Origin of the sequence: Actinoallomurus oryzae (assembly GCF_039541955.1) — a bacterium.
Classification (GTDB): Bacteria; Actinomycetota; Actinomycetes; order Streptosporangiales; family Streptosporangiaceae; genus Actinoallomurus; species Actinoallomurus oryzae.
Window position 1 is genome coordinate 373,425 of sequence record NZ_BAABHF010000046.1, and the last position, 12,589, is coordinate 386,013.

The 12,589-nt window shown below is 71.6% G+C and carries 10 protein-coding genes; 1 reads left to right on the plus strand and 9 read right to left on the minus strand.

Annotated features, from left to right (window positions below; genetic code table 11):
* Positions 1–4: 4 nt before the first annotated feature.
* The gene (locus ABEA10_RS38090; RefSeq protein WP_345472415.1) at positions 5–607 is read right to left on the minus strand and encodes a TetR/AcrR family transcriptional regulator; all 603 of its coding nucleotides are present in this window, start codon (positions 605–607) and stop codon (positions 5–7) included.
* 121 nt (positions 608–728) lie between these two features.
* Here ABEA10_RS38090 and ABEA10_RS38095 point away from each other — a divergent pair, with 121 nt between their 5' ends.
* Positions 729–1,721 carry an aldo/keto reductase gene (locus ABEA10_RS38095; RefSeq protein WP_345472417.1) on the plus strand — a complete coding sequence of 331 codons (993 nt, stop codon included), beginning with the start codon at positions 729–731 and terminating at the stop codon, positions 1,719–1,721.
* A gap of 55 nt (positions 1,722–1,776) precedes the next feature.
* Here the strand turns inward: ABEA10_RS38095 and ABEA10_RS38100 are convergent, their stop codons facing one another.
* The 8 genes from ABEA10_RS38100 to ABEA10_RS38135 all read right to left on the minus strand — a co-directional run bounded on the left by ABEA10_RS38100 (position 1,777) and on the right by ABEA10_RS38135 (position 12,409).
* Positions 1,777–3,729: a protein kinase domain-containing protein gene (locus tag ABEA10_RS38100; RefSeq protein WP_345472419.1), complete on the minus strand. Its 1,953-nt coding sequence runs from the start codon at positions 3,727–3,729 to the stop codon at positions 1,777–1,779.
* 132 nt (positions 3,730–3,861) lie between these two features.
* On the minus strand, positions 3,862–5,088 hold the full coding sequence (locus tag ABEA10_RS38105; RefSeq protein WP_345472421.1) for a sensor histidine kinase: 1,227 nt from the start codon (positions 5,086–5,088) through the stop codon (positions 3,862–3,864).
* Positions 5,085–5,762, minus strand: coding sequence for a response regulator transcription factor (locus ABEA10_RS38110; protein ID WP_345472423.1), 678 nt, complete (start codon positions 5,760–5,762; stop codon positions 5,085–5,087). Before ABEA10_RS38110 ends, ABEA10_RS38105 begins: the two co-directional genes overlap by 4 nt.
* Before the next feature lie 47 nt (positions 5,763–5,809).
* The gene (locus tag ABEA10_RS38115) at positions 5,810–6,868 is read right to left on the minus strand and encodes a DUF6282 family protein (protein WP_345472425.1); all 1,059 of its coding nucleotides are present in this window, start codon (positions 6,866–6,868) and stop codon (positions 5,810–5,812) included.
* 6 nt (positions 6,869–6,874) lie between these two features.
* Positions 6,875–8,428: an MFS transporter gene (locus ABEA10_RS38120; protein WP_345472427.1), complete on the minus strand. Its 1,554-nt coding sequence runs from the start codon at positions 8,426–8,428 to the stop codon at positions 6,875–6,877.
* Positions 8,425–9,777, minus strand: coding sequence for a cytochrome P450 (locus tag ABEA10_RS38125; RefSeq protein ID WP_345472429.1), 1,353 nt, complete (start codon positions 9,775–9,777; stop codon positions 8,425–8,427). The genes ABEA10_RS38120 and ABEA10_RS38125 overlap by 4 nt, the downstream gene beginning before the upstream one ends.
* Positions 9,765–10,835: an alpha-hydroxy acid oxidase gene (locus tag ABEA10_RS38130; protein WP_345472431.1), complete on the minus strand. Its 1,071-nt coding sequence runs from the start codon at positions 10,833–10,835 to the stop codon at positions 9,765–9,767. The genes ABEA10_RS38125 and ABEA10_RS38130 overlap by 13 nt, the downstream gene beginning before the upstream one ends.
* Before the next feature lie 11 nt (positions 10,836–10,846).
* Positions 10,847–12,409, minus strand: coding sequence for an NAD(P)-binding domain-containing protein (locus tag ABEA10_RS38135; protein ID WP_345472433.1), 1,563 nt, complete (start codon positions 12,407–12,409; stop codon positions 10,847–10,849).
* Between the last annotated feature and the right edge of the window lie 180 nt (positions 12,410–12,589).

Genomic DNA, 12,589 nt, shown 5'->3' on the forward strand with positions numbered 1-12,589 from the left:
GGTGTCACAGGCGATCGGGGTGTGGGGCGCCCGCGCCGCGGAGCAAGGTGTCCACGACGAGCGTCGCGAGGGCGTCGGTGTCCTGGTCGTCCCTGCTCTGCGCGGCCTCGTGGATAAGGGCGTAGTAGACGCGGCGGGTCCAGGGGATGTCGACGTCGGTGCGGAGGACGCCTGCCTCCCGGGCCCGGCGGAGCAGTCGTTCGCACGTGTCGCGTATCTCGCTGTAGACGCGTGCCACCTCCGGGTTGGCCGAGGAGGCCTGGCTCATCGCGAAGCCCCAGCTGATCTTGACGCTGAGGACGTTCGCCGTCGTCTGGTAGAGGGCGACCAGCGGCGGAGCCGTGTCCGGGTGGGCGGAGTCCACCGCCGCGGCGAACCGCTGGGTGGCCCACACCGCCAGGGCGTCGATGAGCGCGTCGCGGGTGGCGAAGCGCCGGTGCACGGTGGTGCGGGCGACGCCGGCGGCCTCGGCGATCTGCTCCATCGTGGCCGCGGGATCGCGGCTGAGGGTGCGTTCGGCCGCCTCCAGGATCGCCCTCATCGTGCGTTCGGCGTCCGCGCGTAGCGGTCGGCCGCCGGCGGGTGCCGGCAGCCGCTGTGTCTTCATGGGGAAAGCATACGGCAGTGTCACTGCTCACGACGTAGTTGCAACATTGATGTTGCGTATTCTACTTTTATTGCGCCCCTGGCGATGCGTCTGGCGGACGCCCTCTGAAAGGTTGGAACACGTGGAGTACACCCGCCTCGGCCGCAGCGGCCTTACGGTGTCCCGGCTCGTCCTCGGCACCATGAACTTCGGGTCGCGAACGTCCGAAGAGGACAGTCACGCGATCATGGACCGTGCGCACGAGCACGGCATCAACTTCTTCGACACGGCCGACGTCTACGGCGAGCAGCAGGGTGAAGGCACCACTGAGGCGATCATCGGCCGGTGGTTCGCCCGGGGTGGCGGCCGACGCGACAGGACCGTCCTGGGCACCAAGGTCTTTCTTCCAACGGGCGACGGGCCGAACGAGAACGGGTTGTCCGCGCTGCACATCCGGCGTGCGGTCGACGCCTCACTCAGGCGCCTGCGGACCGACCACATAGACCTCTACCAGATGCACCACATCGACCGGAACACGCCGTGGGACGAGATCTGGGAGGCCTTCAGCGTCCTGCACCGGCAGGGAAAGGTGCTCTACTTCGGCTCGTCCAACTTCGCCGGCTGGCACATCGCCCAGGCGCAGGAAGCCGCCCGGTCCCGGCACTTCCTCGGACTGGTCAGCGAACAGTCGATCTACAACCTGATGTCACGCTGGGTCGAACTGGAGGTGCTGCCCGCCGCGCAGCAGTACGGGGTGGGGGTGATCCCGTACTCGCCGCTGCACGGGGGAGTGCTCAGCGGCGTCCTGCGCAAGCAGCGCGAGGGGGGCGCCGTCCGCAGCGGTTCGGGTCTTTGGGCCGCCGCGTTCGCCGAGCAGCGGGAATCCGTCGAGGCGTACGAGAAGTTGTGCGCCGACCTCGGCGAGGACCCGGCCCATGTCGGACTGGCATGGCTGCTCGCGCAGGACGGCGTGACCGGACCGATCATCGGCCCGCGGACGGCCGAACAGCTCGACGGCTCGCTGCGCGCGCTGCGGATCACCCTCGACGACGACACGCTCGCCATGCTGGACGAGCTCTTCCCGCCGCCCGCACCCAACGGGGCCAAGCCCGCGCCCGAGGCGTACGCCTGGTGACCAGGCCCGGAAGCCGGCGCATCGCCGGCGCCGGGTATCTCGGGGGACCCGCCGGTCAGGACGCGGGGAAGGCGACGGTGGCGATCACCGGCACCTGATCCGACGTCTTGACGTGCTGGGACGTGACGCTGCAGGAGACCGAGGCGTCGCGAGGGACGAAGAGGTAGTCGAGCTTGGCGCCTCGGGTGCCGTTCTTGTGCTGGTAGGTGCCGCGGCCGGTGCGCGCCCCGCCCTGGGCGGACTGGTCGCACTCCTTGTACCTCCTGTACAGCGGGACCAGCGGGCTGCGGTCGCCGGCGCCCCCGTTGGCGTCGGGCGCGATGGAGTTCAGGTCGCCCCCGAGCACGACGCGGCCCTGGCCGTCCGCGTCCTTGATCAGGTCCGTGACCTGCGCCGTCTGTGCCTTCCAGAACGCGTCCGGGGCCGCGGGGTCCTTGCTGAGCAGCGGCGTCAGCTGGGTGCCGCAGACCCTGGCCCGGTACGTCGGCACCGTGGCGCATACGGCGACCTGGTGGACGTTCCAGTGTCCCCAGCGGTCGCGCGTGTGGGGCACGTCGGCGTCCGGGTAGTAACGGACGTCGAACGAGGTGTTCTCGTGGACGCCGACGGCGATGCCGAAGTAGCCGCGCGAGGCGCCGTTCTGCGGGTGGCAGAGGCGCGGTCCGGTCCTGGTGTTCGGCGTCGCTCCGCTGCCCTGGTCGAGGATCGGGGCGAAACGGAACCGCCAGCCGGACATCCCGTCGAGGCGTTCGAGCGCTTCGAGGTCGGCCGAGCACAGCTCCTGGAGGAAGACCACGTGCAGGCCGGCCACGGCGCGCATGTGCCAGCGGATCCCGTAGGCGACCTTGTCGGTCTGCCCGCCGTTGACGCAGATGGCGTTCGCCTGGGCCGGATCCGCCGACGGGCTGCCGTCGGCGCAGGTCGCCCAGGTCATGACCTTGAGCCCCGCGGTGGTCGCCGGCGTCCGCCCCGGCGTGCCGCGGTCGCGCAGCGAGTAGGCGCCCGCCGCCCCGGCGACCGTCAGCATCGCGACCAGCGCCCCGAGCGCGAGGAACCCTCGACGGCCCCGCAGCCCCCGCGCACGGCGGAGCGGAAGGTCGGCGCCGGGCGGCGACGGCGCGGCGGCGGAGGGCGGGCCCACCGGCCCGTCGGGCCCGAAGTCCGCGGGCAGCGGCCCGAGCTGGTCGAACACCTCGATGGGCTCGCCGTCCGCGTTGTACGCGGGGACCTCCAGCGGAAGGGACACCGTGGCGAGCAGTTCCGCGGCCGCCCTTGCGCCGGCCGGGCGGTGGGCGGGGTCCGGATGACACATCGCCCGTACGACGTCCCACAGCATCGGCGGAACACCGCTCGGCGGCTCGGCCGCCGGAAGGGCCGCGCTCCTCTCCGGTGAGTCCTCTCCGGTGAGCATCTGGCGCACGACGACCCCGAGCGCGTAGACGTCGCGGGCCGGGTCCGGGGGAGCTCCCTCGTACGCCTCCGGCGGCAGGTAGCCGGGCGTGCCGAGAATGACGCCGGTGGCCGTCACCGGCGCCTCGTACACCTGGAGCGCGATGCCGAAGTCGGCGAGGCGGGCCTGCGGCTCACCCGTGCCGGTCGCCTCCAGCAGGACGTTGCCGGGCTTGACGTCGCGGTGTAAGAGCCCGGCCTCGTGAACGTGCTGGAGCGCGGACAGCAACTGCCCGGCGATCCGGGCGGCGTACGGCGGCGGCAGCGCCCCGTGGTCGCGGATCAGCGTCTGCAGGGAGCCGCCCCGCATGAGCTCCATCGCGATCACGACGTCGCCGTCGTCCGCGGCCCAGGCGTACGGGCACACGACGTGGGGGTGGTGCAGCCGCACACCCTGCTCGCGTACGACGCGGATCAGGTCACCCGCGTCACGCTGCCGGAACACCTTGGCCGCGCAGTAACGCCGGGCACGGTGATCGTAGGCGCGCCACACCTGCCCGGTCGCACCGCGCCCGATCGGATCGACGAGAGTGAACCGTCCGACCACCGCTTCCGCCACGGCACACACGATATTCCGCTCGTCTACGGCAACGGCCGGACGTCGGCCGCACGCGCCCACTACGCGCGGCTCACCGGCCCGTCCTGACCGGCCCGTCCTGACCGGCCCGTCCTGACCGGCCCGCCCGCGAACTCAGCGGGCCGCGGCGGCCTCCACGGACACCGAGGGCAGGCGCACCGTGAACGCCGCCCCGCGGCCCGGCTCCCCGGTCGCGCTCACCCGGCCGCCGTGGCTGTCGACCACCTCCCGTACGAGGGCCAGGCCCAGGCCGAACCGGCGCCCGTCACCGGCGTTGCCGTGCTTGAAGCGTTCGAAGATCAGCCGCTCCTTGGCCTGGTCGAAACCGACGCCGTCGTCCCGGACGGTGAGGACCACCTCGCGGCGCTTGCCCGTACGGTCGAGGGTCAGCTCGATGTGCCCGCCCGGCGTCGTGTGGTCGAGGGCGTTGTCGACCAGCGCGCCCACGACCCGGCGCAGGGCGGCGGGCACGCCGAGGACCAGGTACGCGCCGGGGTCGCGGCGCACCTCCAGGGCGATGGACCGGGCCTGCGCCCGCGCGGACTCGGCTTCGGCCACCGACTCCACGACGGCCGCGAGATCGACGAGCTCCCGGCGTGCCGTCGCCTGGCCCAGCTGCGCGGACATGAGCAGGTCCTCGATCACCTCGCCGAACTGCCGGGTGTCGGAGACGATCGTGCGCAGGTCCTTGTCGATGTCCGCGGTGGCCGCCCGGCGGGCGAGCAGCTGCGCGCGCGTGTGCAGCCGGGTCAGCGGCGTGCGCAGCTCGTGGCTGGCGTCGGCCACGAAGCGGCGCTGCCTGCGCAGCGCCTCCTCCAGCGGCGAGATGGCGCGCCGTGCCAGCACCTGCCCGGTCACCAGCGCGGCGAGCAGCCCGGCGAGCTCGGCGACGGTGAGCGCGAGGTAGAGCCGCTGCCGTTCCTGCTGCTGGTACCGCAGGTCCATGGCGGCCTGGACGACCATGTCGCCGCGGCGCCCGGTGCGGATGAGGTAGTCGATCCCGCCGATCCTGCGCCGTTCGACCAGCGTCGCGCCGCCGTTCGCCACCCGCCGCATGCTGGAGCGGACCGGCAGGTCGGCCGGTGCGCTCGGCGTGCCGCGGAGCGAGCCGCGGTCCTGCGCGAACATCCACACACACGGCGGCGGGCTCTCGATGCTGCTGCGGGCCACGTAGAACCGCAGGTCACGCTGGGCGTCGCGTTGCTGGCCCCCGGTGGTCGTGAGGAACATCAGCGCCCCGACGACCAGCACCACACCGGTGATCGCGCCGGCGAGCTGCGCGGTGAGCAACCATCGCGCCCTGGCCAGCGACCGGCCGTCGGACTCCTCTGGTCCTTTCAAAGCTCCCCCAGCCGGTAGCCGAAGCCCCGGATGGTGCGTACGGCCCCGCGGCCGAGCTTACGGCGAAGGTAGTGAACGTAGGTGTCGACGATGGAGTCGGTGGCCGCGTCCTGGAAGACCGTCAGCTGCAGGTCCTCGCGCGTGTGCACCGTCTTCGGGCGGCTCGCCAGCGTCCGCAGCAGCTCGAACTCCCGCTTGGAGAGCTCGACCTCCTCGCCGTCCGGCAGCAGCACCCGCCGGCGCACCAGGTCGATCTCGGCGGCACCGAGCGGGAGCGTACGGGTGGCGTCGCGGTGCCGGCGGTGCAGCGCCCGTATCCGTGCCAGCAGTTCCTCGATGTCGAACGGCTTGACGAGGTAGTCCTCGGCCCCGGAGTCGAGCCCGGCGACCCGGTCGGCCACCGTGCCGAGAGCGGTGAGCACGAGCACGGGCGTGGCGATCCCCTTGCGCCGGATCCGCCGGATCAGGTCGAGGCCGTCGACGGCGGGCAGCACCCGGTCGATGACGAGGACGTCGTACGCCCGGGTCAGCGACAGGTGCAGGCCGCGCTGGCCGTCCGCGGCCGTGTCGACCTGGTAGCCCTCACCGGTGAGGAGTTCCTTTAGCATCTCGGCGATCTCTGTGTCGTCCTCGACGATGAGCACTCGCCGCGGTGGGTCTGACAGCTCGGTCACCACGAGGTAAGCATCGCACGGTGATCGCCTCGGCGAGAGGAGGAATGTCACGTTATGTCGAGTAGCCTTCCGGGGTTGACCGAGCTGACCTGATGGACCTCCTCCTCGGTCAGGCCGAAGGCGTTCATGTGCGCCCGGAGCAGGCGCAGCGCCTCGACGGTGTGGGGGAACAGCGGCTCACCGGCGTCGCTGGACAGGGTCACGCGGTCGGTGCCGAGCGCCTGGATCGTCCGGCACATGTCCGCCGGGTTCACCCCGAGCAGCGGCGAGATCTCGTCGTAGGTGAAGTTCAGGTACACGCCCGCGGAGGCGAGTTCCTTCATCTGCTCCAGGGAGAGGTCGATGAAGGGGCTGAACGGGTGGTCGATCACCGCCTTGGTGATGCCGAGGCTCCGCACCTCCTCGGCCATCGCGAAGATCTCCTCGTGTGTCGCGTGGGCGAACGAGACCATCACGTCCCGGTCGGCGACCATCCGGAAGATCTCCTTGTACTCGGGCTTGAGCCGCCCGTGCTCGTCGAGCGTGTACGCGCCCACCTTCAGCGCCTGGTCCCAGGGCAGCGGATCGCTCCACTCCTTCGGATCGGTGCTGCCGCCCCACCAGATCGGCGGCCCGCCGACCTTGCTCAAGGTGTTCGCGCTGCGGAAGACCGGCATCCAGACCGCGGAGACGCCGTCGTCCAGGTGCCGGCGCGCCGCCTCCACCAGCGGCAGCCCACGCGTGTCGGTCGCGATCCAGCCCGACCACACCCGGATCGGCTCGATCCCGGTCTCCTCGCTCCAGGCGGCCAGGTCCCGCTCGATCTCGCGGACGACGGCGGCGGGGCCGGCCGCGGCCGGCTTGTTCATGCCCTGCACGCTCTTGTACAGCAGTCCGCCCATGCCGCTGGCCGAGGCCAGCTTGGCGATGGCCAGCGCGTCCTGCTGCCCCTCGTGCGCGTGGCAGTGGATGTCGATCGCTCCCTCCACGCCGCGGATGGCGGGCGGGTGCAGCGGCTCGGCGCGGTAGCCCATGCGGGCGCGGTACGCGTCCAGGAACCGGTCGTGCGGCGCGTTGTTCGGCTTGCGGAGCCGCGTCTCGGCGAACTCCTCCATGTCCAGGTCCATGAGGTCTCAGCCCTCCTGTTCGACGGGTGTGACGGCTTCCACGAGCGGCCGGCCGGCGGTCTCGATGCCGGTGCGCCACAGCGCGTACGCGGCGGCGGCGACCGGGACGGCGGAGACGAGCGCGAGCGTCCCGATGCGCGGTGCCGTGGTCAGCAGCACCGGGCCGAGCATGCCCCCGACCTTGCTCGACGCGGCGGCCACGCCGCTGCCGGTGGCGCGCAGCGTCGTGGGGTAGACCTCGGCGGCGTACGGGGCGAGCATCGCGATCATGCCGGCCGCGCCGGACAGCAGAAGGCTGATCAGGGCGACGAGCAGCGCGCCGTGACCGGGCCCGCTCGGGTCGAGCACGCCGAACAGCAGGAGCACCAGCCCCGTGACCCCCGCGTAGGCCAGCATGGCCCGCCGGCTACTCCACCGGGCGTACGCCACGGCGGCCACCGCGGTGGCCGGCAGCGCGAACACCGAGGACAGGAGCAGCAGGTCGCTGGGCCGCGTCCCCGAGCCCGCCGTCTGCAGGAACACCGGCAGGAACGTGATGAAACCCCAGTTCACGACGCCCCAGCCGAGCCCGTACACGAGGATGCCGGCGGTGCGGGGCAGCAACGACCCCGTCAGCAGCGCGGGCAGCCGCAGCGGGGGAGCGCCGGCGGTGGAGGCGGGATCGGCGGGGACGGCGCGCACGCCGTACCGGTGCATCACCTCGGCCGCCTCCTCGTCCCGCCCGCAGGCGAGCAGGAAGCGCGGCGACTCGGGGATCCATCGGGTGAGCACGACGAGCAGCACCCCGGTCGGCGCACCCAGCAGCCAGAGCACGCGCCAGCTCAGGTGCGGCACCAGCAGCGAGGTCGCGCCGCTGGCGATGAGGTAGCCGAGCGCGGCGGCCATTCCGCTCTGCAGCACCAGCAGCCAGCCCCGCTGCCGCGCCGGGATCGACTCCGACATCAGCGAGTACACGACGGGCAGCATGCCGCCGGCGGCGATGCCCATGGCGAAGCACATCGCCAGGTTCCAGCCGAACGACGGCATGAAGCCGCAGATCGACGTGGCGACGTACATCAGCCCGGTGAACAGGATCGTCGACCGGCGGCCGAAGACGTCGGCGAGGTAGCCCCACAGCAGCGAGCCGACCACGGTGCCGGTGATGCCGGCGAACGGCAGCGACGCGATCTCCGAACGGTCGAGCCCGTACTCCTTGACCATGCCGGGGGCGACGAACCCCAGCGACGCCGGCTTCATCGTGTCGATGACCAGGCCGACGAACAGCACGATCGCCAGGACACGGTGGGCCGGGCTCAGCTCGGCCCGGTCCAGGGCCGCGTACCGCTGCGTCGCCGGGACCCGGCGCGCCCGCGCGGCCAGCTCGGCGCGGCCCGGCAGCAGGCCCCAGACGGCGAGCACCAGCCCGGCGGCGATCAGCACCATGCCGGTGGTCATGAGGCCGCTCATCGGCATGCCGGCCATCATGAAGTGGTCGTGGCGGGCCATCAGGTAGTCGGGCACGTGCATCGCGACCCCGGCCAGCACCAGGACCGAGCCGGCCGGGAACCCGTACCGTTTCAACGCGTCGCCTCCGCGAAGTAGCGGGCGGCCGGCGCGTGGCGCCGGGCGTCCCAGACCATGTAGGTGCCGAAACCGAGCTGGACCATGCTGCGCCAGACGTCCTCCCACCGGTCGCGCACGCGGAGCAGCGCGAGCCGGGTACGGAGGGCGCGGTCACCCGCACGGGCGCCGTCGTCCGTACGGGGGAGGAGGACGCACGGCCCCCGGTTCGGCAGCGACCGGGTGTGGGCGGCCGACGAGTGGACGGCGAACCGGCGCAGCGTCTCCCGCGCGACCACGCGCATCGTCAGCGGCGCCACGCCTTTGGCCGGGCAGGGCCGGTTGGCGGTGACCCCGAACGGGATGTGGTTGGCCTCGCGCACCCGCAGCGTCCGCCAGCGGTCCGGGTCGAACCGCTCGGGGTCCTCATAACCGGCCGTGTGGAAGGCGGGGTAGTCGAAGCACAGCACCGAGCCGGCCGGCAACGTCGTCCGCTCGTCCACGGTGATGTCCTTGGAGGTGATGCGGTGCGCGATGCCGAACAGCGGGTAGCGGCGCAGGCTCTCATTGATCACCTGGTCCAGGTACGCGTCGTCGCCGGGGTCGCGCGCCAGGCGCTCCTGCACCTCCGGATGCTGGGCGATCGCCATCAGCAGGTGCGCCATCGCCTCGGACATCTGGACGACGGCCGTGTTGAAGAAGGCGCCCTGGAGGTAGAACACCCGCTCCTCGCGCGACAGCGACGACGGCAGCGCGTGCGGGATCTCCTCCAACCGTTCCCGCAGGTACGCGGTCAGCCGCGCGCGGCGGTCCATGTGCCGCAGGCCGCAGCACTTGAGCGCGGTCACGACGTCGTCGGCGTTGCCGACGATGAGGTCGCGGGCCTCCGGCGGGCACGGCCGGCCGAAGACGAGCTCGTAGTAGAGATCCGCCCAGATCGGCATCATCAGGTCGCGCAGGCGGACGAGGCCCGGCCGGGTGGCGTCGAGCGTACGGGCCGCGCAGGCGGCGGCGAGGCGTTCGACCTCCGGCTTGGGGCGGGCCAGGATCCGCCGGGTGGTCCGGGCGACCTCCTCATACCGCTCGCCCGGTTCCAGATGCTCCTGGTGCACCTCGGGGCCGGGAGCCAGCCAGTACCAGAACAGGTCCGACAGCCGCGCGCCCCGGCTGCGGCCGTCGGCCGCCGGGTCGGAGTAGACCCGCGTGAAGTGCCGGACGTCGACGCTCCGGCCGGGGATCGGGACGCCCTCGTCGCCGTTGATCCGGGCGAAGATCCACATCCGCAGCGCCACGACGATCCGGGGCAGCCAGTACGGCAGGCTCGCCACCACAGCGACGATCGCGAGGACGGTGAGGGTCAGTGGCAGCACCGGGTCTCCCGTACGAGGTCGCGGGTGACCGCGCGCGGCCCGTCGCAGCCGCAGAGGGTGAGCGTGTGGGCGGTCTCGGCGCGCAGCATCTCCAGCACGCGCGCGACCCCGGCCTCGCCGTCGGCGGCCAGACCCCACAGGACCGGCCGGCCGACCGCCACCGCCCGCGCCCCCAGGGCGAGCGCCTTCACCACGTCGGTGCCGCGCCGCACGCCCCCGTCGAGCAGCAGCGGCACCCGCCCCTCGACCGCCTCCGCGACGAACGGCAACTGGTCGATCGTCGCGGGCATCGTGTCCAGCTGACGGCCGCCGTGGTTGGAGACCAGGAGGGCGTCGACGCCCCGTTCGACCGCGAGGCGGGCGTCCAGCGGATGCAGCGCGCCCTTGAGCACGATCGGCAGCGGCGTGATCTCGCGCAGCCAGTCGATGTGGCGCCAGGAGATCTCCGGGGAGAGCACGACCTGGCGTACGCTGCCCGGCTCGCCGCCGCGCAGCTCCCGCAGGTTCTCACACCGGATCCCGTCGGGCAGGTCGTGGAAGGCGTTCCGGTCGTTGCGCTCGTGACGGCCCAGCGCGGGGGAGTCGACGGTGACCACCAGGGCGCGGCAGCCCGCGGCCTCCGCGCGCCGGACGATCGCCTCGGTGAACCCGAGGTCGGGCTGGATGTAGAGCTGGAACCACAGGGCGGGGTCGGCGGCGACCTTGCCGGCCTCGGCCGCGATGTCCTCGATCGCCACGGTGGACAGCATCGCCGCGATCATGATCGTGCCGGCCTCCGCGGCGGCACGGGCCGTGGCGCGCTCGCCGTCCGGGTGGGCCAGCCGGTGGAAGGCCGTGGGCGACATGACGATCGGCATCGACGCGTCCGCGCCGAGCAGGGTGACGTCGAGGGTGGGCGCGGCGGCGCCGCGCAGCACCCTGGGCACGAGGGCGAGGCGGGCGAAGGCGGACTCGTTCGCCCGCACCGTGATCTCGTCCTGCGCGGCGCCGGCGAAGTAGTCGTAGTGCACGGGGTCGAGGCGCTCGCGGGCGAGGGCCTCGAACTCGCGAACGTTCACCGGGTCCATGGTCAGACCTCCGCCAGCTTCGGCGCGAGGAAGTCGCGCAGCGGGAGGCGGTACTCCTCCTCACCCGACCAGTCGTTGCAGATGTCCTCCTTCAGTCGCAGCTCGGCGAGCACCTGGCCGCGGTGGTAGTGCCGGACCACCGGATGCAGGTACCGGTCGTCCAGGCTCGGGTCGGCCTCCCAGGCACGACCGGCCTCGACGTCGAACGGGTCGATCGAGGAGTGGCCGCGGCCGTACTCCAGCGAGATCGTGAAGTAGCGGTCGGCCTGGCCGAAGTCACTGTCCCGTACGTAGTCGAACGGCATCTCCTCGTAGTAGCGCGCGGTCCCGTCCGGCCCGACGGTGATCAGGTCGCAGAGGAATCCGTACTGCTGCCAGAGCGCGGAGGTGCGGTTGATCCGGGCCAGCACGGCGTCGGCCAGCTCGTCGGCCATTTCGGAGGGTTTCGGCGCCGACAGTTCCCGTGACGGCCATTCGACGCCTTCGTATTTGCGCTCGAACATGTGCCACAGCGCACGGACGCCGTAGCGGAACCCGTGCAGGAAGGCGCTGGTGTACTTCTTGAAGTCGCGGACCTGGGTCAGCGTTCCGGCGAAGTAAAGGCCCGGCACGTTGACCGACTCCCATTCGCTGGTCAGTGCCGGGAAACGGTCGTTTATCGTCAGCTCCGGCCGGCACCCGTCGGTGAATATCGAGCTGTCGAGCTTGAACCCGGTACAGGCGATGACCCGGTCGTAGGCGAGCCGTACGACCTTGTCGCGGCGCGCGTAGCTCAGCGTCATCACGAATTCGTCGCCCTGGCGTTCGATCCGCTGGATCGTGCCGTCGAGGACCATGTTCTGGGTCTTGAGCTGGTAGGTGTCCAGGAAGTTGTTGTTCACCGCGCGGAGGTGCCCGATGAAGTGCGTGCGCCAGGCGAACTTGATCGCGCTCGGCCCGACCACGTGGATGACGGCGGCCTTCTCGGTGAGGTTGTCCGCCGTCTCGAACGCCGAGTTCCCCTTGCCGATGATGAGGACGCGCTGGTCGGTGAAGTCCTCCGGGTCGACCGAGACCTCGGCGTACGGCTCGGCGAGTTCGATCCCGGGAACCGGCGGCAGGTACTGCGCGGCGAACCCGGTCGCCACGATGAGCCGGCGTCCCCGGTGGACGTTCCCGCTGTCGTCGGTCACCACGAACACGCCGTCGTCCCGCGCCACCTGGACGGCACGCGTGTTCGTCCGCACGTTGAGCTCGGGTCGGGACGCGTAGTCGCACAGGTAACGCACGTAGTCGTCGGCGTGCGGGAAATAGCGGTCGGTGTAGCGGGTGAAAAGCAGCTCAGGATCGTCGCTGAGCATGGAGTTCCAGTCCATCCGCAGGTTGAGCTCCGGATCGTCCCACCCGGTGTGCGGCTTGTTGATGGAGATCATCTGCCGGTGGCGCGGGAAATCGCGGTAGAAGGTCCCCGGGGTCTCGCCGGCCTCGAGAATCACATAGTCCCGGCCGGCGCGATGCAGAAAGTATCCGAGCTGCAGGCCGGCCGGGCCGGCTCCGATGATGAGATAATCCACGATTTCCGGCATGTACGGACTCCCGGTATCCGAGCGGTTCGAACGGTCCGGAAGCTAGCCACGCTTTCTCAGAGTCCTCCAAGAAAGACCGAGCCCTCCGTCCCTCCCCGCGGCGGTCGCCGCACTGACCTCGACCGGGGCTCGCCGGCCGCCCGGTCGGGCCCGCGCCGGGAGCCGTACGTCGCCACACGG

Bases quoted from the DNA above. Each gene is read 5' to 3' on its own strand.
- ABEA10_RS38090 (WP_345472415.1), bottom strand. From the start codon at position 607: ATGAAGACACAGCGGCTGCCGGCACCCGCCGGCGGCCGACCGCTACGC.
- ABEA10_RS38115 (WP_345472425.1), bottom strand. From the start codon at position 6,868: ATGGACCTGGACATGGAGGAGTTCGCCGAGACGCGGCTCCGCAAGCCG.
- ABEA10_RS38135 (WP_345472433.1), bottom strand. From the start codon at position 12,409: ATGCCGGAAATCGTGGATTATCTCATCATCGGAGCCGGCCCGGCCGGC.